Origin of the sequence: Halomonas sp. YLGW01 (assembly GCF_014840935.1) — a bacterium.
GTDB lineage: Bacteria > Pseudomonadota > Gammaproteobacteria > Pseudomonadales > Halomonadaceae > Onishia.
Genome location: NZ_CP062005.1, coordinates 2,264,979 through 2,289,033 on the forward strand (window position 1 = coordinate 2,264,979; position 24,055 = coordinate 2,289,033).

Below are 24,055 nucleotides of genomic sequence, written 5' to 3' on the forward strand. Positions count from 1 at the left end.
ACTTTTCAGACGAAGCCTCGCGTCATGCATCTGGGATGATCGTGGCGACCCGGCCCGGCGCGAGGCGGCGTCCGCCATGGGCCAGCACCGCCGGCAGATAGTCGGCCAGGGCGCTGAAGCCGTGATCGCCGCCGGGGTGCAGGATGGTGGGGCATCCCGCATAGGCCGCGAAGGCATCGCGGCAATCCAGGGTCTCGTCGGCGGTGCCCAGCAGCAAGAGATAATGCGCAGCCGTCAGCCGGGCCGGCGTCAGGGCCTCAAGCGCCTCATGGTGACGGTGGTCGATGACGAAGCGCTCGCCGGTGTCGTCGTTGACGAAGGCGTCGCCGATCCAGCTCTGCATCAGCCGCGCCGGGCGCACCGCCGGGTTGATGACCACCGCCGGCAGCCCCAGCCGCTCGGCGAGGCAACTGACCAGAAAACCGCCCATGGAACTGCCCGCCAGCAAGGGACGCTGGCCCAGCGTCTCGAGCGCCGCCTCGGCGATGGCCAGGGCCTCGTCGGGACGATGCGAGAGCTGAGGGGCCGCACAGGGTAGAGGCGCACCCTCCACGGCGTCGCAGGCCGCACGCATCAGCCGCGACTTGGGCGAGCTGACGCCGCTGTTGAAGCCGTGCAGGTAGAGGACGCCGCTGGCCGGCGTCACCTCACGATCGATGCCGGGGCTCAGCATACCGCATTTCCTGTATGCGCATCCAGCATCAGTACTCCCCTGCCCGCGTCTCGTCGGCCTCGCGGCGCGCCTGGTCCTCGGCGGCCCACAGCGCCTCGATCAGGCCACGGCTGGAATCGTCCATGGTCTCCAGGCCTTCTCGGGAACCGAGGATGCGCTCGGTCTCGCCGGCGATCTGCTTGCCGAGCTCCACCCCCCACTGGTCGAAGGGATTGATGTCCCAGATCGTGGCCTGGACGAAGACCTTGTGTTCGTAGAGGGCAATCAGCGCGCCCAGGGTGTGCGGCGTCAGGCGGTCGAGCAGCACGGTGCTCGAGGGCTGGTTGCCGCGGTAGCGCTTGTGGTTGGGCCGTGGGCCGTCATCCTCGATGGCGTCGTCGCCGAGCATCAGCAGGCGCGACTGGGCGAAGCAGTTGGCCAGGGTCAGGCGGTGCTGGGCCTTGAGATGCGCACGGGTGGCCGCGTCCTCGACGCGATCATAGCGACGCAGCGGCGCGATGAAATCACACTCCACGGCCTGGGTGCCCTGATGCAACAGCTGATAGAAGGCGTGCTGGGCGTTGGGCCCGAGCTGTCCCCACAGCACCGGACAGGTGGAGTAAGCGGTCACCTCGCCCGCATTGGTCACCGACTTGCCATTGGATTCCATCTCGAGCTGCTCGAGATAGCTCGCGAAATACTCGAGCCGGCCGTCGTAGGGCAGGATCGAGTGGGCGCGGATATCCAGGAAGTTGACGTTCCAGATGCCAGCGAGCCCCAGCAGCACGGGCAGGTTGTCCTCCAGCGGCGCCTCCTGGAAATGGCGATCCATGGCATAGGCGCCGCCCAGCAGCGCACGGAAGTTGGCCATGCCCACCACCAGGGCGATGGGCAGACCGATGGCGCCCCACAGCGAGTAGCGCCCGCCGACCCACTCCCAGAACTCGAGCTGGTTGGCCGGCGCGATGCCCCACTCGGCCATCTTCTCGAGGCTCGCCGAGACGCCGATGAAGTGCTGGCGCATCACCAGGGCTCGATCGATGGCACGGGGTTCCTCGTGATCATCGTGGACCAGCCGGGTCAGCAGCCAGTCCCGCGCCGTGCGGGCGTTCGACAGGGTATCGATGGTGGTGAAGGACTTCGAGGACAGCACGAACAGGGTGGTCTCGGGGTTGAGCCTGCCCAGGTAATCGGCGAGCTGGGAGCCATCCATGGTCGAGGCGAAGTGCACGTTGATCTCGTGCACGCCGTCGGGCCGATAGTCGGCGAGCGCATGAGTGACCATCAGCGGGCCAAGATCCGAGCCGCCCACACCCAGGTTGACCACGTCGCTGATCGCCTTGCCGGTGGCGCCCCGCCACTGGCCGGCATGGAACTTGTCGACCATCGCCTCCATGCGGGCGAGCGTTTCGTGCACCGCAGGCACCAGGTCCTGGCCCTCGACCTCGAGATGGGCATCCGGTGGCAGGCGCAGGGCGGTGTGCAGCGCCGGGCGATCCTCCGAGCGATTGACTCGCTCGCCGGCCAGCAGCCGCGAAATGGCCTCCGGCACCTCAGCTTCCCGAGCCAGTGCCAGCAGCCCCTCGAAGGTCTCCTCGCTGAAGCGCTGCTTGGAGAGATCCAGCGTCAGGCCCGCCGCCCGGCGGCAGAAGCGCGAATGACGGGGCTCGCCCGCCGTCGCGGCCTCCCGAAACAGCGTCTTCAGATGGACCTCGCGCATCTCCCGGGCGTGGGCCTCCAATGCCTGCCAGGCGGGCCGCTGGTCGATGGGGGACGGGTGACTCATGAACTCTCTCTCCTTGACGAGCGCAGTGGCCGCCCCGGGGCAACTGGTGCAGCCGGGCGGCGCGGGGCGTAGAATGCCGGAAATTCCGCTGTGACCCTGACATGACGCCATGAGTGACGCATCTTACCGTGACGCGATCTTTTCGACACCCCTGGACCGGGTGGCGCGCTTTTCCTTCGACGAACAGGTGGTGGCCTGCTTCCCCGACATGATCCGTCGCTCGGTGCCGGGCTACGGCCAGATACTGGGCATGCTCGGGGTGATCGCCGAGCGCCACCTGCGCCATGGCGCCCACGTCTATGACCTCGGCTGCTCGCTGGGCGCGGTGGGCCTGGCACTGGCCGGACGCCTGCCGGCAGACGCCTTCCGCCTGACCGGCGTCGACCTCTCGCCGGCGATGGTCAGCCGCGCCGGCGAGACCTTCGCCACCGAGTGCCCCGAGCATGCCATCAAGGTCGTCGAGGGCGACATCCGCTCGCTGGACTACCGCCCCTCGGGCATGATCGTGCTCAACTTCACCCTGCAGTTCCTGCCCCCCGCGGATCGCGAGGCGGTGATCAAGGCCCTGTATGACGCCCTGGAACCCGGTGGCGTGCTGGTGCTCTCCGAGAAGGTCGTCGCCGAGGACGAACAGGAGAACGCCTGGCTGGTCGAGCGCTACCACGACTTCAAGCGCGCCAACGGCTACAGCGACATGGAAATCAGCCAGAAACGCACCGCGCTCGAGAATGTGCTGGTGCCGGACACCCTGGCCGCCCACCACGCGCGCCTGGCCCGGGCCGGCTTCCCGCGCAGCCAGACCTGGTTCCAGTACCTGAACTTCGCCTCGATCATCGCCTTCAAGGACGCCTGAGTGTTGTCACCGGATTCCCATCGCCACCTCTACCACGCCTTCGTCGACCAGGGCCTCGAGACCTGGCTAGCCCGCCTTCCTGAGCAGCTGGCTCGCGGCCTCGACCGCAAGCGCCACGGCGACCTGCCCGCCTGGGAGAAGGCGGTGGCCAAGCTGCCCGCGCTGCCCGAGCCGCGCCAGGTGCGCCTCGATCGCGACACCGTGACGGTCGAGGTGGCGCTGTCTGAGCCCCAGACGCGCCAGTGCCATAACCTCTTGAAGAAGCTCGCCCCCTGGCGCAAGGGCCCCTATGCACTCGGGGGCATCCAGATCGACACCGAATGGCGCTCGGACTGGAAATGGCAAAGAGTCGCCCCGCACCTCTCGCCGCTGGCCGGTCGTCGGGTTCTCGACGTGGGCGGCGGCAGCGGCTATCACGCCTGGCGCATGGCCGGTGCCGGGGCGGCCTTCGTGCTGGTGATCGACCCCTCGCCTCGCTTCTTCTACCAGTTCCAGGCGGTGCGTCACTTCGTCGGCGACGCCGATCACGGGCGCACCCACTTCCTGCCGGTGGGCATCGAGGACGTGCCCGAAAAGCTCGAGGCCTTCGACACCGTCTTCTCGATGGGCGTGCTCTACCATCGCCCCTCGCCCCTGGAGCACCTGAACCAGCTCAAGGACGCCCTGCGCCCCGGCGGCGAGCTGGTGCTAGAGACCCTGGTGGTGGAAGGCGACGCCACCACGGTGTTCATGCCCGGCGAGCGCTATGCGGCGATGCCCAATGTCTACTTCCTGCCCTCCTCCGCCGCCCTCGCCCACTGGCTCGAGCGCTGCGGCTTTCGTGACGTGCGGGTGGTCGACGAGGCCGAGACCAGCCTTGAAGAGCAACGCTCGACCGAATGGATGAGCTTCCAGTCCCTTGCTGACTTTCTCGACCCCGAGGATCGTCGCCGCACGATCGAGGGTCACCCGGCGCCGCGGCGTGCCGTGCTGATCGCCACCAAGCCGGCCTGACCGTCGACCGGGCTCATCGACCTGCCCCGGCGGCTCCGCAGAAGGAAGCCGCCGGCGCAGAAGCGCGGCTTTGTGCCGCCTCAGCCGCCGACTTCGTCGCTCTCTACCCCCAGCGCCTGACGGCGAATGCGCCAGTCTTCCAGTGCCAAGCGCGCCCGCGCCCTGAGCGCCTGCTCACGCAATGCCGCCGACGGCGTCTCGGTGGCGCCAAGCTCTCGACCGGACTGCCAGTCATAGAAGGTCGGTCGTGCCAGGTTCGTGGCCGCCCCCTCCGCGCTCACCAGCAGGCCAGCGCCCCCGTCCTGGCGATTGAAGGTCAGCGCCATCGGCTCCTCGGCCGAAGCGTAGAGATCTCGCCCCACCCAGGGCACCTCTGCCTGGGACAGCGAATGCGCCCACAGGGTGGGAAAGATGTCTCGATGACTGGTCCACTGTTCCGTCTTCGGCTTGGCTTCGCCGCGATAGTGCGGTGGCAGCCACATCAGGATCGGCACCCCGAACTGGTCGAACAGATCATGTGCCCCCGGATACTGAATGAGCGAGCGCGAATTGTGATCGCCGGTCGCAGCGAATAGGGTACGCTCGAGGAGCCCTTCCGATTCCAGACGGTTCAGGAAGCCGCCCATGGCATCGTTGGCGTATTGATAGGTCTCTAGAATCGAGGTGCCGAAGTCCGGTGACACCGCCAGGGCATCTCCCAATTGCGTCGCATCCAGCGGTGCCGGCGTATAATGATCGGGAATGCGATAAGGGGGATGATTCGAGATCGAGAGCATCACCAGCATGACCTTCTCGCCGCGGGCATCTGCCTCTTGCAACAGCTCGGCACCGGTGCGGAACATCCATTCGTCATCCAGCCCCCAGGTTCCGCCGGAGGCCTCCGGGAATCGCTCGCGAATCGCGCTGGCTCCCAGCACCTGATCGAAGCCCTGACGCCTGAGCGCACCGTCCAGGTCCCGCCACTGTACCGAGCCCGCGGTCAGGAACACCGTGCGATAGCCGGCGCGCCGGTACGGCAGCGCCGCCGACGTCGAGAAGGTGCGATAGCCGTAACGGCTCTGAGTCAACGGGCTGATCGGGGTATCGAACAACAATCCCTCGAGGCTCGGGTGTGTGCCGTTCTCGGCTGACATGGCATTGGGGAAATAGTCTCCCCGGCTCTCGAGCCAGGGTCGCAACCGGCCCAGCAGGTCGTTCTTCTCGGGATCGTCGAAATCCAGCGGACGGCGCCCCCAGCTCTCCATCAGGCTGACCACCACGTGAGGTGGTGCTTCCTCAAGCGCCGGTCGGTGAGGCGTGGTCAGGGTCATGCGCTCAAGCACCTCGTCGGCACCGTCGACCTCCGACCACCCCAGCGCCCGGGCCGCCTCCACCGGCGATGAAAAACCGTAGTGCGCAAGCCCCGCCAGCGGGTCATCGCCAATGTTCGAAAGCTCGCGCTCCTTCCAGGCCAGGTAGAGCGCCTGCGGCCCACTGGGCACCAGATCATTGACGAAGGCGTTGGCCGAGACGGACATGTGCATCTCGCGCAGCGGGAAGGTGCCCAGGCTGCCGCGCCCCAGGCCGACCAGGGCGAGAAGCGTCACCACCACCAGCAGAGTGCACCGCGGCCAAGTCAGCAGAGGCAACGCATGGCGCTGCCCGCGACGCATCCAGATCAGCTGAACGCCGGTCATGCCGACCAGCGCCACCAGCAGCGCCAGCAACGGGTAATCGCTCCAGACCGTGTCGATCACCGCCTGGGTATCGTCCTCGAACAGGCCGAAGATCAACGAATTGATCGGCCCCTGATAGAAGCTGAAGAAGAAGTGATTAGTCAGCGCCAGCAGATTGACCAGCAGCATGCCGATCAGCGCCCAGGGCAGCCACAGCCGCCGCCAGGCGGCGATGACCGGCCTAGGCAACGCCAGCAGCAACGTCGCCACCAAGAGCCATGGACCCAACAACACCGTCATGATCTTGGCGTCGAAGCGCAGGCCGATCCAGAACGCCTGCAGCAGGTCGGAGATCGGAGCCGTCAGCGGCGTCGGAGCATTCATCCATAACAGCAGGCCGCGCATCACTGTCAGTGTTGCCACACCGGCCAGCCCCAGGCGCCACAGCTGTCGATTGAGCTCACGCCAGTGCTCCCAGCGCGAGGCTCTCATCACCTCTTCCGTCATTTGTCATCCCAACGCGTATCAAGAAGCGCGTACTATAATGGCTCAGGCCACGACTGGCGATCCGCCAGGAGCGCGATAGAGACTCAGCAACGCACCCCTTGTGCGAAGGATGACGCTAGCGGTCCTCGAGGGGGCGCGAGGGTCCGAAGTGCTCGTAATGGCGATGATCCTCATCGACCCCAAGCGCCGCCAGTGCCTGATCCATCGCCGTCATGAAGCCCTGCGGCCCGACGAAGTAGCAATGTGGCTCCCCGACCGGCAGGTATCGGGCCAGCAGCTCGCGATCCAGACGCCCCGCATGATCGGCCTCGGAATCTCCCTCCTCAGCGCGCTCGTAGACGACGGCGCAGGTCAAACGCTCGGGATAGGCCGCCTTCAGCGCCGCCAGTTCCTCGGCGAAGGCATGCTGAGCGTGATCCTGGGCGGCATGCAGGTAGACCACCTCACGTCCCTGACTCAGCGCCTGTGCCGCCAGCGGCAGCATCGGCGTCTGACCGACGCCTCCACTGAGCAGCATCACCGGCGCGCCACCTTCCACGAGAGTCAGCTCCCCGGCCGGCGGCAGCAGCTCCAGGGTGTCGCCGACGCCAAGCACATCATGCAGATGTCGGCTGACCCATCCCTCGGGCTCGCGCTTGACCGACAGGCGATAGCTCTCCTGGTTGGGCGACGCCGAGAGGCTGTAGTGGCGATGGACCGCGGCGCCATCGATCGTTAAGCGCACCCCGATGTACTGCCCCGGCGCAAAATCTGCCGCGGCGCCGCCATCCTCGGGCACCAGCACGAAGGAGCGGATCACCGAACTCTCCTGACGCGTCTCGGCGATCCGGAAGGTTCGAGTGCCTCGCCAGCCGCCCTGGCGCGCGGCGAATTCGTGATAGCGATGGTCCTCGAGCTCGATCAGGAGCCCGGCCAGCTCCTCGTAGAGTCCACCCCAGGCATCAGCGATCTCGGGAGTCACGGCATCGCCCAGCACCTCGCCGATGGCCGCCATCAGGCACTCGCCGACGATCGGGTACTGGTCGGGACGAATGCCCAGCGAGACATGCTTGCTGACCACCGTGGCCAGGACCTGACGGGCACGGGCGGGATCGCGTCGCAGCTGCACATAGGCCAGCACCGCACCGGCGAGGGCCCGCGGTTGGGCCCCATCGGCCTGGTGCGCCGCGTTGAACAGCTCCGCGACCTCCGGGTAACGGGCAAACATCAACGGATAGAAGCGCGAGGTGATGGTATCGAGGTGCTCGGCCACCACCGGCGCGGTGGCATCGATCAGGCGTTCCTGGTCGTTCGTCAGCATGCAGGGACTCACTCTTGGTCATGACGCGGATAAAGGGGCGGACCGATAGGCGATCACGTCCCGTTCCACTGTCATTGCAACTGCCATGCCAGAACCGCTCGGCTCGATGCCCTCCCCGAAGCGCGCCAGGCGCCCCGGTCACTGCAGCGCCGCCCCGGCTGCAGAGGCGTGGCCCAAACCGGCTCATCACGACACCCGCATTGACAATATGACACGACAAGTGATGTCATTAAGACAATTAAGTGTAATTAAGACATTATCATGACCGCCTTCCTGACCTCCCTACGCGACCTGCTCGCCCGCCTCTCCGAGGCCGATACCGAAGGCTCCTACCCCGATGACTGGACCCGCCTGCTGAAGACGCTGATCGGTGGCACCCGAGCCGATGCCAGCACCCTGATGGTGATGGATCAGGGCGTGCTGCGCCCGGTAGCCGTGCTGGGCCTGCCCGACGACGTGCGCGGTCGCCCCTTCCGGCTGGAGGAGCATCCACGCCTGGCCGCCATCGCTGCACACCCAGGTGTCTGCCGCTTCCCGCCCGACAGCGAGCTGCCCGATCCCTTCGATGGCCTGCTCGACGAGGACCTTAGCCAGGTACACGACTGCCTGGGCGTCGCCCTCAGGGACGGTGATCGGCTGATCGGCCTGCTGACCCTCGACGCCCTGGCCGTGAACGGCCTGGCCGACCTCGACGAGGACGAGCTGCTGGCCGCCGCGCGTCTGCTCGGCACCTGCCTGAGAGTGGCCGAGCAGCTCAGCACCACTCGCCTTCGACTCAGCGAAGCGCTGGAGGACGAGCAGCGCAGCACCCCCCTGCAACACTGGCACAGCCCCGCCATGGCGCGACTGACGAATGCGCTGACCCTGGTGGCCCCCACCGACATGAGCGTGCTGCTGCATGGCGAGACCGGGGTCGGCAAGGAAGCGGTGGCGCGCGCCCTGCATGCCCGGTCACACCGCCACCGCGGCCCTCTGGTGCAGGTCAATTGCGCCGCCCTGCCCGAGCAGCTGATCGAATCCGAATTGTTCGGCCATCGGCGCGGCGCCTTCTCGGGGGCCGCGAGCGATCGCCGCGGCCATTTCGCCATGGCCGATGGCGGCACCCTGATGCTCGACGAGATCGGCGAGCTACCCCTGGCCCTGCAGCCCAAGCTGCTGCGGGCGCTGCAGGAAGGCGAGATACAGCCATTGGGCAGCGAACGCCCGCAACGCATCGATGTCCGCATCATCGCCGTCACCAATCGCGACCTGGCCGCCGAGGTCGAGGCGGGCCGCTTTCGGGAGGATCTCTATCACCGCCTGAGCGCCTTCCCCCTGGCCGTCCCGCCGCTGCGCGAACGCCCCGAAGACATGCTGCTGCTGGCCGGCCACTTCCTCGAGGACAACCGCATACGGTTAGGGGTCGCCAATCTGCGCCTCGACGCGCAGGCCATGGCCGCGCTGACGTCCTGGCAGTGGCCGGGCAACGTCCGTGAGCTCGAGCACACCCTGGCCCGGGCGGCGCTGAGAGCCTTGGGCGAGTTGGGTCCCGTCGGCCCACAGGCGCGACACCAGGCGATCCTGCGCCTGTCACTCCGCCACCTGGCGCTGCCCGATACCCCCACCAGCGCGACACCCGTCTTAGCCGAGGCATCCGCCAAGCCCACGGCAGTCGCCATCAGCGACGCTGTGGCCTTGCCCCTGCGGGAGGCCACCGACGATTTTCAGCGCCGCCACATCCAGGCCCACCTCGAGGCGAACGCCGGCAACTGGGCAGCCACCGCCCGAGCACTGGGCATCGACCCCGGCAACCTGCACCGCCTGGCCCGACGCCTGGGGCTGAAGGGCTAGCACAACAGAAAACGAGCAGACGTCCCGCCCTCCCCGGCGAACGATCTTTCCCTGCAGCCTAGTCCGCCGGGCGTCGACTCCCCAGAGAAAAGCCGCGACAGGCGAACAAAAAAACCCCGCCACCTAAGGGTGACGGGGCCTTTCAGTCTGCGGCTTGCTGGCCTCGGCGGCGTCTCAATGCCCCAGCAGCGCGCTCACATCCTTGGCTTCCCAGTGCGGGAAGTGCTTGCGCACCAGGGCGTTGAGTTCGACCTCGAAGGCCTGCCAGTCGACCTCGCCGGCGACCTGGCCGCTGCCCTTGGCGACGCCGCGGATCATGCCGGCGCCCACGGTAACGTTGGTCAGGCGGTCGACGACGATGAAGCTGCCGGTACCCGGGCTCTTGCGGTAGTCGTCCACCGGCACCTCGGCGGTCAGCTCCACCTGGCAGCGGCCGATGGCGTTGAGCTCCAGGCGCTCGGCGTCCTTGTGCTCGAGGGTATTGACGTCGACCTGGTAGTCGATGTGGCTCACCTGGCCGGTCAGGTCGCGGGTGGCGAGCTTGAGATCATATGGCCGGCCGGGCTCAAGCGCCGTTTCGTGCATCCAGACGATGTCGGCCTCGAAGGCGTTCGACATCGGCACCTCGGCGTCCGCGGCGACGAGCCAGTCGCCGCGTGAGATGTCGATCTCGTCTTCTAGCGTCACGGTGATCGCCTGGCCCGGGTAGGCGGCGTCCAGGTCCCCGTCGAAGGTGACGATGCGATCGACCTTGCTCGTCTTGTTCGACGGCAGCGCCTTGATGGCCTGGCCGGGGCGCAGGATGCCGGCGGCCAGGGTGCCGCAGTAGCCGCGGAAGTCGAGGTTCGGGCGGTTGACGTACTGCACCGGCAGGCGCAGGTCGGAAAGGTTCGAGTCGTGGGCGACCTCGACGGTCTCCAGCAGCGAGAGCAGCGGCTCGCCATCGAACCAGGCCATGTGGTCACTGCCGTTGACCACGTTGTCGCCGGTCAGCGCGGACAGCGGCACGAAGCGGATGTCCGGGGCGTCGAGGTTCTCGGCGAAGGCCTGGTACTCGGCGACGATCTCGTTGAAGCGCGCCTCGGAGTAGTCGACCAGGTCCATCTTGTTGACCGCGATCACCAGGTGCTGGATGCCCAGCAGGTCGGCGATGTAGCTGTGGCGGCGGGTCTGGGTCTGCACGCCGTGGCGAGCATCGATCAGGATCACCGCGAGGCTCGCGGTGGAGGCGCCGGTGGCCATGTTGCGGGTGTACTGCTCGTGACCCGGGGTGTCGGCGATGATGAACTTGCGCCGGTCGGTGGAGAAGAAGCGATAGGCGACATCGATGGTGATGCCCTGCTCCCGCTCGGACTGCAGGCCGTCGACCAGCAGAGCCAGGTCGACCTGGTCACCGGTGGTGCCGCTGGTCTTGGAGGCCTGGGTGATGGCCGCGAGCTGATCCTCGTAGATCATCTTGGAGTCGTGCAGCAGCCGCCCGATCAGGGTCGACTTGCCATCATCGACGCTGCCGCAGGTGATGAAGCGCAGCAGGTCCTTGTTCTCGTGCTCGTGCAGGTACTGCTCGATGTTGTCGGCGATCAGGGTTGATTGATGAGCCATGACGTATCCCGGAAAAGTCTGGCCGGTTGGCGTGAGGCGCCGTGCTGAAACACGACGGGCCAACCGACGGAAAAGGGCGAAAGAAGCCGTGAGGAGGCGCGGGCCTAGAAGTAACCTTCGCGCTTCTTCTTCTCCATCGAGCCGGCCTGGTCGTGGTCGATGGCGCGACCCGAGCGCTCGGAGGTGCGGGTCAAGAGCATCTCCTGGATGATCTCGGGCAGGGTGGTGGCCTTCGATTCCACGGCGCCGGTCAGCGGGTAGCAGCCCAGGGTACGGAAGCGGACCCACTTCTCCTCGGGCACCTCTCCTTCGGCAAGCGGCAGGCGGTCATCGTCGACCATGATGTCCATGCCATCGCGATGCACCACCGGACGCGGCGCAGAGAAGTACAGCGGCACGATGGAGATCGACTCCAGGTAGATGTACTGCCAGATGTCGAGCTCGGTCCAGTTGGAGAGCGGGAAGACGCGGATCGACTCGCCCTTGTTGACCTTGGCGTTGTAGATATTCCACAGCTCCGGACGCTGCTGCTTGGGGTCCCAGCGGTGGTACTTGTCGCGGAAGGAGTAGACGCGCTCCTTGGCGCGGCTGGCTTCCTCGTCGCGGCGCGCGCCGCCGAAGGCGGCATCGAAGCCATGCTTGTCGAGCGCCTGCTTGAGCGAGGCGGTCTTCATGATGTCGGTGTACTTGGAGCTGCCGTGATCGAACGGATTGATGTTCGCCTCGACGCCTTCCTGGTTGATGTGCTCGATCAGTTCCATGCCGGCCTCGGCGGCCATGCGGTCGCGGAACTCGATCATCTCGCGGAACTTCCAGGTGGTATTGACGTGCATCAGCGGAAACGGCGGCGTGCCCGGATAGAAGGCCTTGCGCGCCAGATGCAGCATCACCGAGGAGTCCTTGCCGATCGAGTAGAGCATCACCGGATTGGCGAACTCGGCGGCTACCTCGCGGATGATGTGGATCGACTCGGCTTCGAGCTGCTTCAGATGGGTCAGGCGTTCGGGGGTTAACTCGGTCATCGGCGTTTCGGGCTCTATTGATGGGAGGCGAACGGCCGGAAGGCCCCGCTTCTGGCGGACTCGCGGCAGCGTGATGGGGCTAGGGTAACGAGGCGACGCTGATAACGTCAAAGAATGAAGAACTATCTTTTTAGCTTCAAAGGATATAAAGAGGCCGGATCGGGCGATCCGGCCGCGGCTGATCGACTGGCGGTCACAGGTCGACCCGCTCGACCCAGGTGGTCAACGTCTCACCGTGGAAATCGACCACCCGATAGCCGGGGCGCGAGGCCTCATCGACGGCGAAGTGGGGCGAACCACCGAGGAATTGATCGGTGGTGGCCGGGCAGCCGAACACCGCCACCTCGCCCTCGGCCAGCGACTCACGGCTGGCGAAGGCCTGATGAATATGGCCACAGAGAATGGCCCTTACCTGGGCATAGGCGGCGAGGGTCTGCCACAGCGCCTCGCGATCATGAAGGCCGATGGCGTCCATCCACGCAGAGCCGATGGCCACCGGCGGATGGTGCATCACCAGCATGGTCGGACGATCGTCGCCCTCGAGCTGCTCGGCCAGCGCCTGCAGCCTGGCCTGGCCAAGCTCGCCATGGGGCTGACCGTTGACCCGGGTATCGAGCAGCAAGAGCCGCCAATGGCCCAGATCGACTTCGCCGTTGAGTTCACGATGCTCGACCATCAGGTCCGGCTGGTCATGATTGCCAGGCAGCCAGAACCAGGGGCAGCCCAGGGAAGCGAAGGCCTCCTGCGCATGGGCGTAGGAGGCCTGGGACTCATCCTGGCTGACATCACCGGTGACCAGCAGCACATCCGGGCGCTGGTCTTTCGCATGCTCCAGCACGGCGTGGAGCTGGCGCAGCGGGAAGCCGGTGCGCGAACGCGCCTCGGGGTCGGCATGCAGATGCGTATCGGTGACTTGAACCACACGCATCAGCGCAGCACCGGGGCGTCGAGGGAGTGGCCATGGGCCATGCCATGCTCGAGCCATTCGCCGAGGAAGCGATTGAGCTGGAGCTTTTCGTCAGGCTGGTGCATCCGAGCGTTGGGGTAGCGATAGCGGCCGTGGAAGTGGCGCTGACGCTGGAAGTCGGTGACCTCGGCCATGCGCACGTCGTGATAGAGGTGCACACGCATGCAGGGCGGATCGATGACCGCATCGAGCACCCCGGACTGGGTGACCCGCACGATGGTGGTATAGGGAGCACACTCGAGCACGTCGAGGTGCAGGGTGCCGAAGCGCTGCTCGCGGCCGGACAGGGCAACCTCACGGCGCTCCCCGGCGTCGAGCTCGCCCAAGAGGCGAGTGAGCCGCAGGTAGTTGGCGCTGCATTCGCCCTGCAGGGTCTTCAGGTCGGTGACGTAGGCGGTTCTGGCCACAGGATTACCTCCGTGCGCGCAGTGAGGCCCGCTCGCGCGCCAACCAATGGAAGGCGATCAGGCACATGGCATTGTCGAGTCGCCCGGCATCGAGGAGTTCCCAGGCCTTCAGATACGGTAGCACATGCACCTGAATGTCCTCGTGTTCCTCGTCGAGCCCGTGCACACCGCCGAGCCCGGCGCTGTCGACCAGGCCACAGAACAGGGTGACTCGCTCGCTGCAGGCGCCGGGACTCGGGTAGTAGCTGTGAAGCTCGATCAGTTCACCGATCGGGCAGTTGGCCTCTTCGATGGCCTCGCGCCTTGCCACCTCGGCCGGGGTCTCGCCGGGCTTGACCAGCCCCGCCACCGGCTCGAGCTTCCAGGGGCTGACGGCATCATCCAGGGCGCCGGCGCGGATCTGCTCGACCAGCACCACGGCATCGCGCTCGACGTCATAGAGCAAGACCCCCACGGCATCGAAGCGCACGTGCACCTCGCGAACCACCTCCTCGCTCCATCCTCCCTCGAAGCGCCGATGACGCAGGCGCCGGCGCTCCAGGCGGAAGAAGCCCTGATGCAGGCATTCGTCGTCCAGGCGCTCGACATCGGCCTGGCCGAAGCGCGGCGCAGCAAGCTCGGGGGTCGGGTCGTGGTGCTCGCCCATCGGGCCTCCGGGTCAGAATCAAAGAGGCCATTATCCCGACCCGACCGCCCGCTGCCAACCTCGGGCCACTCTGCCCCGCCGCAACTCAGCGCTCGTCACGCGGTGGATCGTCACGCGGTGGAAAGCGCACGTCGAAGCCACGCGCATCGAGCTGGCGCACCTCACGGGGACGCCCCCGATCATCCAGGCACACCAGGCCGATGCCGGCACCGTTCCATAGCCGTTCGCCGGCGCGGGCCCGATCCGGGTCACGGGGGCGGATGCGCAGGGCGCGACGCTGGGTAAGACGGTTGAGCGGCGAGCGCGGCGCATAGAGCCAGCGGTTCAGGCGATCGAACCAGTCGAGCAGGGTATCGGGGAAGGTGTTTTTCAGCCCGCTCGAGGTGATCTGCCAGAGCCGCGGGCCCTGGCGACGGTGGCGCACCTCGATGTCGTAGGCGAAGGAATAGTGCACGTCGCCGGAAAGGATCACGTAATTCCCAGGAGTGCGCGAATGACGAAAGATGTTGAGCATCACGCTGGCGGCCCCCCGATGGGCCATCCAGTTCTCGGCATCGACCAGCAGCGGCTTGCCGGCCAGGGCGAAGAGCTTCTGCACGGCTTCGATCAGCTTGACGCCGAACATCGGCGCCGGCGACACGATCAGCACCGAGGCCTCGTCGAGCAGTTCCTGCTGCAGCTCGCTCAAGGCCTCCCAATCCATCAGTCCGGAGGGGCGATGGCGTCGCACCTCGCTGCGCCAGCGCCGGGTACGGGTGTCGAGCATGATGAGCTTGGGCGTGCCGGGCACGATCACCTCCCAGCCCTCGAAGCGCAGCAGGCGGGCGATCGTCGCATCCTGCGCCTCGGCCTCCAGCCAGCCGCCGCCTGCGCTCGATGTCGCCTGCGGCACTTGGCTCGCCTGAGTCGTCTCGGTGAGCAGGCCGGCCAGCTCCTCGACGGGGACCGCGAGCCGGTCCGGGTCGTTGCCCCAGCCCTGGCAGAGCAGATAGGCCAGCAGCGCATTGCCGATGATGCGCCTCGAGAAGGGATGTCCGTAGGCGGTCTCTTCCCAGGCGGCGGTGAGGTTCCAGTCGTCGGTGACGTCATGATCATCGAAGATCATCAGGGTCGGCACATTGGCCATCACCCGAGCCGCCGCCGGCAAGCCGGTCACGAAGTCCTCGATCACCGTGGCTTCCTGGTCGTACTGGTCACGACAGTCGGCATCCAGCGGCGGTGCGGCTGGCGCGATCAGCCGCCAGGGCACCGGCGACCAGGCCAGTAGATACATGGCCAGCATCTCTGAGAAGGTGATCAGATGATTGCGCGCATTCGCGGTGGTGAAGATCGGCTTGCGCACCCCGCCGAAGAAGCGCTCGCGCAGCGCCTCGGAGTTATAGACATCGGGCAGCAGCGCCTCACGGGCATAGTAGCCCTTGGGCGAAGCATAAAGCTCGCCACTGTCCTTTACCTCGGCGCCTTCGAGCGTCTCATCGACGAGCCCGAGTCGCCCGATCAGCGCATGAATGGCGGCGAGCATCGGCCCGGCGACATCGTCCGCATAGATCTGGTCGCCGGTCATCAACAGCCAGGCCGGCCGCTCATGGGTCTCAGTCCAGCGCTCGCCGAGCCAGGCATCGGCACGCACCAGACCATCGCCCCCGGGGTGATGAGGCTTGCGACAGGAGCCGTGCAGCAGTTGACCGATCCGGGAGGCGATCACGAAGCCGGGCAGAGCGGCGCCGTCATAGCAGAGGTGAGAGGCCCAGTCGGCGATACCGCGGGCGCCTGCAGGTGCATCGCGTATCACCAGGTCGTAGTCGATGCGCACGTCTTCCGGCAGCGGCGTCTCGAGCGGGATATCGATGAGGTGCACCACCGCGTAGCGCCCCACTGGCAGGCAGCGACAGTGCGTCTCGTCCAGCACCAGGCGCCGCGCCTCGCTGCCGTCCGCCGGCGTCAACTCAAGCTCGAGAGGCAGCGCGCGGGTGCCCACCAGCCACAGCACCAGCCGCTCGGGGGCGACGCGACGCAGCAGCGGGCCGGCGAGCACGTCGGGTAAAGGCGCATCGGGACACGCCTCGGCAAAGGGAGAGGAATCGGTCGACATCATGGGCCCCAAGCCTACCCCAGCGCCCGGGATGGCGTCTTGCCTTAACGGACGGGTGCACCTTTTTTGTCGACATCTACGTCGTGTGGCGACGCACCGCGATGTCCTCGTCGCCGGCCTGTGACCTCGACACCGGCCTGGTTATCTCAGCACCGGCAGGCCCACGGCGAGACTTGGCGAAGTCACCTGCCTTGCGTAAGGTGCCCTCAACCATCGCAACGAGGGCCTTAGCATGAAGGGGCGCAACATGACGCGCTGGCGGGATCCGGCCAAGGACCCCCGCCAGGAACCCAAGAGCCACCTGATCACCGCCGAGGGCCATGCCCGGCTCAAGGGCATCCTCGATCACCTGTCCCGAGTCAAGCGCCCCGCCTTCTCGGCCAAGGTCGGTGAGGCGGCGGCCCTCGGCGATCGCAGCGAAAACGCCGACTACACCTACAACAAGAAGGAGCTGAACCGCGTCATCGCGCGCATCCGCTACCTGACCAAGCGGTTGGACGAACTTCAGGTGGTGGACCGCCTGCCCGCGGATACTGGCAAGGTCTATTTCGGCGCCTTCGTGACCCTGGAGGACGAGGACGGCGAGGAGCTCAAGATCCGCATCGTCGGCCACGACGAGACCCGCAGCGATCGCCACTGGATCAGCGTCGACGCGCCGCTGGCCAAGGCGCTGCTCGGCAAGGCGCTGGATGACGAGGCGACGGTGGCGGCCCCCGCCGGCGAGACCACCTATATCATCACCGACATCCAGTACCGCGATCCCCAGGCGGCCGATACCGGGCGGAACTGATCCCCTAGCGCCTGACGGCGCGGTAGACCCGGAAGCGTCGGTCGTCAGCGAGAACCTCGAAGCTACCGAAGGCGGCCTCGAGCAGGTCGGGATAGGGCAGGAAGGCGTTGGCCACCAGCACCAGCTGGCCGCCGGGGGCCAGATGCGCCGGCGCCTCGCGGATCAGCCGCGCCGCCGGGCCGAAATCGATGGCCCGCTCCTGATGAAACGGCGGGTTGCTGACGATGGCATCGAAGCGGCGCCCCTCTAGCCGGGAATAGACATCGCTCGCCAGCGCCTCACCGGGCAACGCATTGGCTGCCAGGGTGCGACGGGTGGCCTCCACCGCGAAGGCATTGACGTCTACCGCCGTCACGGCGGCGCCCCGGCGCGCCAGCCAGGCCGCCAGAATGCCGTCACCGCAGCCCACATCCAGCACCGCGTGTTGCGTCTCGCTCTCGCCCATGGCGGCGTCGCCCTCGGGCAGCAGCGCCGGCAGGCGCTCGAGCAGCAGCCGGGTGCCGTCATCGAGCTTGCCATGGCCGAAGACGCCCGGATGACTGGCGAGCGTCAGCCCCTCGGCCTCGAACCGGCTCCAGGCCAGATCCGGGTTCAGGCTCACCGGCTCGAGGCGGGTCTCGTAAAGGGTGCAGCGGCGCGCGCTATCGCGCTTGCGACAGCCGAGCCCCAGGGCCGCGAGCACCTTGAGGGCGCGCTTGATGCCGCCATTGTTTTCTCCCGCCACCTGCAGGGGCGTTCCGGCCGGCAGGGCCTGACAAAGCCGGAGCAGCCACCACTCCCCCAGCGCATGGCTCTTGGGCCAGAACAGCACGGCACCGGGCGGCGGGACCGGCTCATGGCAAGGATCATCCGCCAGGGCCGAGGACGCCAGCCTGCCCCGTGCGCGCCAGGCCTCCACCACGGCGTGGTCGGCGGAAAGCAAACGACCCTCGCCCTCCTCCAGCCAGGCATCCCGTGGCGGCGCGACCCATAGCCAGCCCCGGTAGTCCATGGCTTGGCGTTCCAGCAGCTGGCAAACGGCGGTCTCGGCGGGCATCGATCAGGCTCCGGTGGCGTGAGTGGTGGAAGAAACGCGGCCGGCAGCCTCGGCCGGTCGGCTCAGGGTGTACAGCAGGTAGCGGCCCAGCCGCCAGTGGGGCTCGACGTCGCAATAGCGCCGCTCGAGTTCGACCAGCTTGTCCATCGCTGCCGCATCGAGCTCGCGGGCCGTGAGGTAGTCGTGGAAGACGCGCACGCCGGCGCGGGCCTCGATGGTGAGCCCCGCCTCCTCGGCCCAGGCCGCGATCTGGCCATGGGTCAGCGGCGAGATCGGTGTCAGGCGCTGGCGCTGGCCGGTGCCCGCGAGGCGATCCTCGAGCACCTTGTCGAGGTTACCCTTGGCCACGTTCGACAGCCGCAAGGCATCGCGATTGAAGACCATCAGCGACAGCTGACCGCCGGGGGCGAGCCGGTCGGCCAGCCGCATCAGGGCGTCACGGGGATCGGCCAGCCACTCGAGCACCGCATGGCAGACGATCAGCGGCCAGGGTCCAGGCGCCTGCACGGCGAGTTGCTGTAGCGGCGCCTGAATCAGGCGCACCTCGGTGTCGGCCAAGGCGACCTCCGCTCGCGCCAGCATCTCGGCGGAGGGCTCGAGCAGGGTCACCGGATGGCCGCGCTCGGCGAACCAGTGCGCCATCTGGCCGAGTCCACCGCCCACGTCCAGCACCGGCTGGCCGGCCAGTGCCAGCTGACGCGGCAGCAGATGATCGAGCACCGCGAGGCGAATATCACCGCGCACACTGCCATAGAGCCCCGCGGCGAACTTGTCGGCCAGACCATCGAAGTGGCGATCACCATTTACGGAGAGATAAGAGGCCGGCGAGCCGGGCGGTGAAATGGCGGCCATCGAGGGCTCCGAACGAGAAGAAAGTCAGGCGCCTATTCTAGCCGGAAACTTGACATGACTCATGGCCCGAAACGGGATGCATGGCTGGCGTTTGAGGAATACGGTATGATCCAGCCCGTAACAAATAACAATGAAAAATCTAGTATTTTTTAATTAGCTAACAATTATTAATACCCACTTACCTCTGGTTTCAGGGCCAAGAGTGGTCATTTATTTCTCTTTCTTCGCCGGGAATGCCATCAGTGACGCAACTTGCCCCCCTGCCCCGACAACTCACTCGGCTACTTGAGATCCCCAGCCTGTCGATTTCCGTGGCGGACGGCGAAGCGCACGACGCCCCCCTGGTATATGTCAACGAGGCCTTCGAAGTCCTCACCGGGTACCGACGCGACGAGGTGATCGGCCGCTCCTGCCGCTTCCTGCAGGCCGACGATACCGATGCCGCGGACATCGATCGGCTACGCGAGGCCATCCGGAAAGGCGCGCCGATCACCCTGACGATGAAGAACCGACGCAAGGACGGCACCCTCTTCTGGAACGAGCTCAGCCTTTCGACCATCGTCACCGACGCCGGGCGCCGCTACCTGGTGGGGCTGCAGCGCGATGTCAGCGCACGCGAGCAGGCCTGGCAACACCTGGCGCTGACTCGGGCCGTGTTCCGCAACACCCATGACGGCATCCTGGTCACCGATGCCAGCAAGCGCATCATCGACACCAACCCCGCGTTCACCCGCCTGACCGGCTACCCCCAGGCCGAGGTGCTGGGCAAGCGTCCTAACCTGCTGTCATCGGGCAAGCATGATTCCGGCTTCTACCAGAGCATGTTCGCCGCGGTCGAGGCGCGGGGCTTCTGGACCGGCGATATCTGGAACACCCGCAAGGATGGCAGTCAGCTGATCGAGAACACCACCATCTCGGCCATTCGCGACGAGTACGGAGAAATCGTCAACTACATCGGGGTGTTTCGCGACATCACCCAGCGCCGCCTGAATCAGGCGCGACTGGAGCGCATCGCGAGCTACGACCCGCTGACCGGGCTGTTCAATCGTAGTCATTTCAACACCCTGCTGGAGCGCCAGCTCGAGAGCCTGGAATTCACCCAGACGGGCCTCGCCGTGCTGTTTCTGGATCTGGACGACTTCAAGCCGATCAACGACAGCTTCGGCCATGCCAGTGGCGATGCCCTGCTGGTCGAGATCAGCCGACGCCTGAAACGCCTGATGCGGGCCAACGATCTCACGGCGCGTTTCGGCGGCGACGAATTCGTGATCGCTCTCAACGGCCTGGGCACCGTCGAGAAGGCCCGCAAGGTCGCCCAGAAGGTACTCGACGACATTGTCCAGCCCTATGCGCTGGACAACGGCGAAAGGGTCACGGTCTCGGCATCGGTGGGTATCGCCTTCACCGCCGCCCACGACACCACCAGTAGCGCCCTGCTGGATGCCGCCGATGCGGCCATGTACGCGGCCAAGCAACAAGGCAAGAACCGCATCGCCCTCGCCGATCCGAAGATGCTCTGCCACCAGACGGAAGATGCCCTGGTCCGAGTCAAGGCCGCCTTCGAGGGCGGCGAGATCGAGCTTCATTTCCAGCCGGTATTGGATTTGGCCAACGACGAGATCATCGGCTTCGAGGCCTTGGCCCGCTGGCGACATCCCGAAAAAGGCGTGTTGGGGCCACAGCACTTCATCGACATCATCACCCACTCCTCGTTGAGCCTGCCCTTCGGTCGCTGGCTCATCGATCAGGCGGGCCAGGTGGTGAGCCTGCTGCGCCGCCATGGCCATCATGCCCTCATCGGCGTCAACCTGGCCCAGGACCAGATCGAGACCGGCGCCTTCATCGAGGCACTGTCGGCGACTCGCCATCGCCATGACCTCACCGCCCCCTTCCTGGTCGCCGAGGTGCTCGAATCCACGCACTTCCATGACCTGGACCTGGCCTGCAGCCTGCTCAACGAGGCCCGCCAGCACGGCGCCCTAGTCGCGCTGGATGACTTCGGCGCCGGCATCTCCTCGATCACCTATGCAAGCCAGCTGCCGCTCAACACGATCAAGGTCGACCGCAGTGCGGTCATGCATGTGGACAGCCGCGAGGATCAGCACCAGTTCATCAGCGGCATCATCGCCATGGGACACGCCATGCAGCGCCAGGTGCTAGCCGAAGGCATCGAGACCGAGACCCAGCTCGACAGCATTCGGAACATGGGATGCGACCTGGCCCAGGGCTACCTGATCGGCAGGCCAATGTCCTACGAGCAACTTCATGAACACTACCTGAGCGATGCGGCCGCGCCCCGCTACCCGCTGCGCCGCTTGTCATCGCCTGGAACATCAGGCGGCGACGAGGGTTTATCTCGTGCCATCAGCAGCTTATAATACTCGCCCTGCCACGCCCCCTTAGCTCAGCTGGATAGAGCAATCCCCTCCTAAGGGATAGGTCGAAGGTTCGAATCCTTCAGGGGGCGCCATCTCTTCCTGACACCACCCCACGCCTCCCGAACCACTTCCCGCCCATACGCCTGGTCGGTCTAGATATCGCAGCTGGCTAAACATCGCAGTAGTTGCCTCGCTCGCATTGCCGGCAATGGATCCACAGCTGGCCATTCTCGGCCTTGATCAGGAAGCGCGGCGTCTCGCCCCCGTCGATGTCGTGGACACGCTCGACGACCGGGTGACCGTGGTGATCGTTGCAACAGGTGATCCGGTAGCTGCCATCCGGCAGGGGCTCGATGCTGGTGTACTCATCGTGCGGCATGGCATGTCTCTCCTTTCCGACACCGTCATCGCTACAGTATGGCAGGCGCTCACGTGGACGCCCGCCTCCGCCGACGCTTACACGGCGGCTCATGCCGGTTCGGCAAACTCAATGGCTCGATTGCGCCCCTCTCGCTTGGCCTGATAGCTCGCCGCATCGGCGCGCGCTATCACCTCCTCGATGCCGAGATCCGCTTCGAGGAAGCAGGCCGCGCCCAGGCTCAGGGTGACGCGATAGCCCTTGCCCGCGGCGAAGACCTCCAGCGCCGCAACCGTTTCCAGCAGTTGCCGCGTCACCTCGCGGGCCTGACTCAGAGTGCAGCTCGGCATCAGGATCGCGAATTCGTCGCCACCCTGACGGGCGACGCAGTCGTTCCGGCGTACCAAGGGGGTAATGGCGTCGGCGATGGCCCGCAGCATGTCATCACCCAGGGCATGGCCGCCTTCGTCATTGATCGGCTTGAAATGGTCCAGGTCGAAGAGCATCAGCACCGACTGCTGGCGCGTCTGCTGCCATTCGGCGAAGGCCTCCTCCAGGCGCCGCTCGAAGCCGCGGCGATTGAGCAGGCTGGTCAGGGGGTCGTGCTCCGCCTCCCAGCGCTGGATGACCTCCTGCTCGCGGCGCTGGGTGATATCCTTGACCGTGCCCACATGGCCGAGCACTTCCTGCTGATGAATTACCTGACCGGCATGCACCTCCAGCCACAAAAGTGAGCCATCGGCATGGGTGCAACGGATCTGGCGCAGGAACGCCCGGCCACTTTTCATGGCCTCCCGCCACAGCTCGAGGAAGTCTTGCCGATCCTCCGGGTGAATGTATTCAGCCCATTGAACGGCCTGGCCGGCGGCGCCCTCGTGGCCCACCAGCTTCACCAGGGCGGGATTGACGTATTGCATCTCGCCCTCCGGGGTGGCCACGAACATGCCCACCGGCGAGGAGGCCAGCACCGCATCCAGGAAGGCCTGACGCTTGTGTAACCTGGCCGTGACCTCCTCCCGCTGCTGCTCGAGCCGATTGAAGGTCGCGCCCAGCTGGCGCAGCTCCCGCATCCGGGTGCTCAATTGCACTCGGGTGCGCTGGCCGCCGGCCACCTGACCGATCTGGCGCTCCAGGCGATGCAGCGAACCCAGGACCACTCTCAGCAACCACCATAGGAAGGGCAGCATCAGCAGGAAGGTGACCAGCCCCACCCACCAGAGCTTGCGCACCAATAGACCGATCGGGGCCTGCACCTGAGACATCGGCAGGGTCACGCTGACGATCCAGCCGGCATTCCAGACCTGAACGAAGGCCTCCAGGGCAGGCTCGCCGCCAGCCATAATGCCCTCGTCGGCCCCCTCCCAGCCCAGCAGGGCCAAGGAGACGGCATCATCGTTGACGCCGGTGCCGATGGTAGTCATCACCCGACTCCGATCGGGGTGAGAGAGCACGGTGCCTTCGGCACTGAACAAGGAAGCGAAGCCGTCATCGCCGATGCGAATGCGCCGCAGACTATCGAAGAAGCTGCTGGACTCGACGCTCACGGTGCCGACCACCTGACCGGCGTAGTCTCCCTCAGCATTGGTGATCGGCACGCTGACCACCACCAGCGGGCGACCGTTGACACGACTCTTGATGGGCTCGCCGACGTAGGGCTCGCCCAGGGCACGCACATCCCGGTAGTAGTCACGATCGGAGACATCCAGGTTGTGCAGGCTCTCCAGCCGCGGGTAGCTGGCAATGATGCGGCCCTCGTCAGAGACCAGGGCCAGGCGATCGAACAGGGCCAGCATCGGCTCGTGACGAATCACCGACTGGGACGATTGGGTGGGCAGGTCCTCGCTCACCTGGTCGGCGAGCCGCTCCAGGGCGATCACGCGCTGCTCGATGGAGCGCTCGACCTGCTGGGCAATCAGGTTGGCCTCGTAGGTCAGGTGACTGATGTTGGCCTGTCGAATCAGCTCGCTACCGCTCAGGTAGGCGAAGGCGAGTGTCGACACGATCAACACGACCCAGCCCATGCCGATCCATAGCATCAGACGGGAATGCAGCGTGCCCAGGAGTCGCATCATGCAGTTGGCATCCATTAGCTCACGAACTTTTCCCCACCTTATCATGATTCACTTGGCCGACTATCCTCCTTGAGGCCTCAGACTTTCGCCGATTTCAAGATGAAAGGCCTCATGATTTACTCGCGCCCCCGCCGGTTTCACCGCACGTATCCGGCAACGACTTAGCCGCCGAACTCGCCAGAACCTCCTTCTCGATTACCTCTGCCCTGCACCGGAATGAGCGCAGGACTCGGCTTCGCTGCCGCCGCCCAGATCAC

19 protein-coding genes and 1 tRNA gene are annotated in these 24,055 nt (G+C 66.2%); 6 read left to right on the forward strand and 14 right to left on the reverse strand.

Going from position 1 to position 24,055, the window contains the following annotated elements; all coding sequences use genetic code 11:
• Positions 1 to 22 precede the first annotated feature (22 nt).
• Together IEJ03_RS10480 and pgi are read right to left on the reverse strand one after the other, a co-directional pair.
• Complete coding sequence (locus IEJ03_RS10480; RefSeq protein WP_192034806.1) at positions 23 to 673, reverse strand: YqiA/YcfP family alpha/beta fold hydrolase; 651 nt, start codon at positions 671 to 673, stop codon at positions 23 to 25.
• 28 nt (positions 674 to 701) lie between these two features.
• Positions 702 to 2,438 carry a glucose-6-phosphate isomerase gene (gene pgi, locus IEJ03_RS10485; RefSeq protein ID WP_192034807.1) on the reverse strand — a complete coding sequence of 579 codons (1,737 nt, stop codon included), beginning with the start codon at positions 2,436 to 2,438 and terminating at the stop codon, positions 702 to 704.
• Between the two features lie 109 nt (positions 2,439 to 2,547).
• Between pgi and cmoA the strand changes: the two genes are divergently transcribed.
• Positions 2,548 to 3,291 (forward strand): carboxy-S-adenosyl-L-methionine synthase CmoA, encoded by a 744-nt coding sequence (cmoA, locus tag IEJ03_RS10490; RefSeq protein ID WP_192034808.1) that lies wholly within the window; start codon positions 2,548 to 2,550, stop codon positions 3,289 to 3,291.
• On the forward strand, positions 3,292 to 4,284 hold the full coding sequence (gene cmoB, locus IEJ03_RS10495; protein WP_192034809.1) for a tRNA 5-methoxyuridine(34)/uridine 5-oxyacetic acid(34) synthase CmoB: 993 nt from the start codon (positions 3,292 to 3,294) through the stop codon (positions 4,282 to 4,284). It begins immediately after the preceding gene.
• Positions 4,285 to 4,364: 80 nt separating this feature from the next.
• Here cmoB and IEJ03_RS10500 read toward each other — a convergent pair whose 3' ends face one another.
• Positions 4,365 to 6,431: an LTA synthase family protein gene (locus IEJ03_RS10500; RefSeq protein ID WP_192034810.1), complete on the reverse strand. Its 2,067-nt coding sequence runs from the start codon at positions 6,429 to 6,431 to the stop codon at positions 4,365 to 4,367.
• 130 nt (positions 6,432 to 6,561) lie between these two features.
• Positions 6,562 to 7,746, reverse strand: coding sequence for an NO-inducible flavohemoprotein (gene hmpA / locus IEJ03_RS10505; protein WP_192034811.1), 1,185 nt, complete (start codon positions 7,744 to 7,746; stop codon positions 6,562 to 6,564).
• 261 nt (positions 7,747 to 8,007) lie between these two features.
• Here hmpA and norR point away from each other — a divergent pair, with 261 nt between their 5' ends.
• A complete protein-coding gene (gene norR / locus IEJ03_RS10510; protein ID WP_192034812.1) occupies positions 8,008 to 9,576 on the forward strand; it encodes a nitric oxide reductase transcriptional regulator NorR in 1,569 nt (522 codons plus the stop codon).
• 174 nt (positions 9,577 to 9,750) lie between these two features.
• On the opposite strand, the gene cysN is transcribed toward norR, so the two are convergent.
• The 6 genes from cysN to IEJ03_RS10540 all read right to left on the reverse strand — a co-directional run bounded on the left by cysN (position 9,751) and on the right by IEJ03_RS10540 (position 16,315).
• Positions 9,751 to 11,178 (reverse strand): sulfate adenylyltransferase subunit CysN, encoded by a 1,428-nt coding sequence (cysN, locus tag IEJ03_RS10515; protein WP_192034813.1) that lies wholly within the window; start codon positions 11,176 to 11,178, stop codon positions 9,751 to 9,753.
• A 104-nt stretch (positions 11,179 to 11,282) separates the two neighbouring features.
• Positions 11,283 to 12,200: a sulfate adenylyltransferase subunit CysD gene (gene cysD, locus IEJ03_RS10520; RefSeq protein ID WP_192034814.1), complete on the reverse strand. Its 918-nt coding sequence runs from the start codon at positions 12,198 to 12,200 to the stop codon at positions 11,283 to 11,285.
• Between the two features lie 193 nt (positions 12,201 to 12,393).
• A complete protein-coding gene (locus tag IEJ03_RS10525; RefSeq protein ID WP_192034815.1) occupies positions 12,394 to 13,128 on the reverse strand; it encodes a phosphodiesterase in 735 nt (244 codons plus the stop codon).
• On the reverse strand, positions 13,128 to 13,574 hold the full coding sequence (locus IEJ03_RS10530; RefSeq protein WP_192034816.1) for a DUF1249 domain-containing protein: 447 nt from the start codon (positions 13,572 to 13,574) through the stop codon (positions 13,128 to 13,130). The genes IEJ03_RS10525 and IEJ03_RS10530 overlap by 1 nt, the downstream gene beginning before the upstream one ends.
• A gap of 4 nt (positions 13,575 to 13,578) precedes the next feature.
• Positions 13,579 to 14,220: an NUDIX domain-containing protein gene (locus tag IEJ03_RS10535; RefSeq protein ID WP_192034817.1), complete on the reverse strand. Its 642-nt coding sequence runs from the start codon at positions 14,218 to 14,220 to the stop codon at positions 13,579 to 13,581.
• An 85-nt stretch (positions 14,221 to 14,305) separates the two neighbouring features.
• Complete coding sequence (locus IEJ03_RS10540) at positions 14,306 to 16,315, reverse strand: alkaline phosphatase D family protein (RefSeq protein WP_242457938.1); 2,010 nt, start codon at positions 16,313 to 16,315, stop codon at positions 14,306 to 14,308.
• Positions 16,316 to 16,544: 229 nt separating this feature from the next.
• On the opposite strand from IEJ03_RS10540, the gene greB reads away from it, so the two are divergent.
• Complete coding sequence (gene greB, locus IEJ03_RS10545) at positions 16,545 to 17,102, forward strand: transcription elongation factor GreB (protein ID WP_192034818.1); 558 nt, start codon at positions 16,545 to 16,547, stop codon at positions 17,100 to 17,102.
• A gap of 4 nt (positions 17,103 to 17,106) precedes the next feature.
• Here greB and IEJ03_RS10550 read toward each other — a convergent pair whose 3' ends face one another.
• Both IEJ03_RS10550 and IEJ03_RS10555 read right to left on the reverse strand, forming a co-directional pair.
• The gene (locus IEJ03_RS10550; protein WP_192034819.1) at positions 17,107 to 18,138 is read right to left on the reverse strand and encodes a methyltransferase; all 1,032 of its coding nucleotides are present in this window, start codon (positions 18,136 to 18,138) and stop codon (positions 17,107 to 17,109) included.
• 3 nt (positions 18,139 to 18,141) lie between these two features.
• Entirely contained in the window at positions 18,142 to 18,990 is an 849-nt protein-coding gene (locus tag IEJ03_RS10555) for a methyltransferase domain-containing protein (RefSeq protein ID WP_192034820.1), read from the reverse strand.
• A 242-nt stretch (positions 18,991 to 19,232) separates the two neighbouring features.
• On the opposite strand from IEJ03_RS10555, the gene IEJ03_RS10560 reads away from it, so the two are divergent.
• Positions 19,233 to 21,368, forward strand: a complete 2,136-nt coding sequence (locus IEJ03_RS10560) for an EAL domain-containing protein (protein ID WP_192034821.1) — start codon at positions 19,233 to 19,235, stop codon at positions 21,366 to 21,368.
• 15 nt (positions 21,369 to 21,383) lie between these two features.
• A tRNA-Arg gene (locus IEJ03_RS10565) sits at positions 21,384 to 21,460 on the forward strand.
• 77 nt (positions 21,461 to 21,537) lie between these two features.
• Here IEJ03_RS10565 and IEJ03_RS10570 read toward each other — a convergent pair.
• Positions 21,538 to 21,747 carry a hypothetical protein gene (locus tag IEJ03_RS10570; protein WP_192034822.1) on the reverse strand — a complete coding sequence of 70 codons (210 nt, stop codon included), beginning with the start codon at positions 21,745 to 21,747 and terminating at the stop codon, positions 21,538 to 21,540.
• Positions 21,748 to 21,836: 89 nt separating this feature from the next.
• Positions 21,837 to 23,798, reverse strand: coding sequence for a diguanylate cyclase (locus tag IEJ03_RS10575; protein ID WP_192034823.1), 1,962 nt, complete (start codon positions 23,796 to 23,798; stop codon positions 21,837 to 21,839).
• Positions 23,799 to 24,055 lie beyond the last annotated feature (257 nt).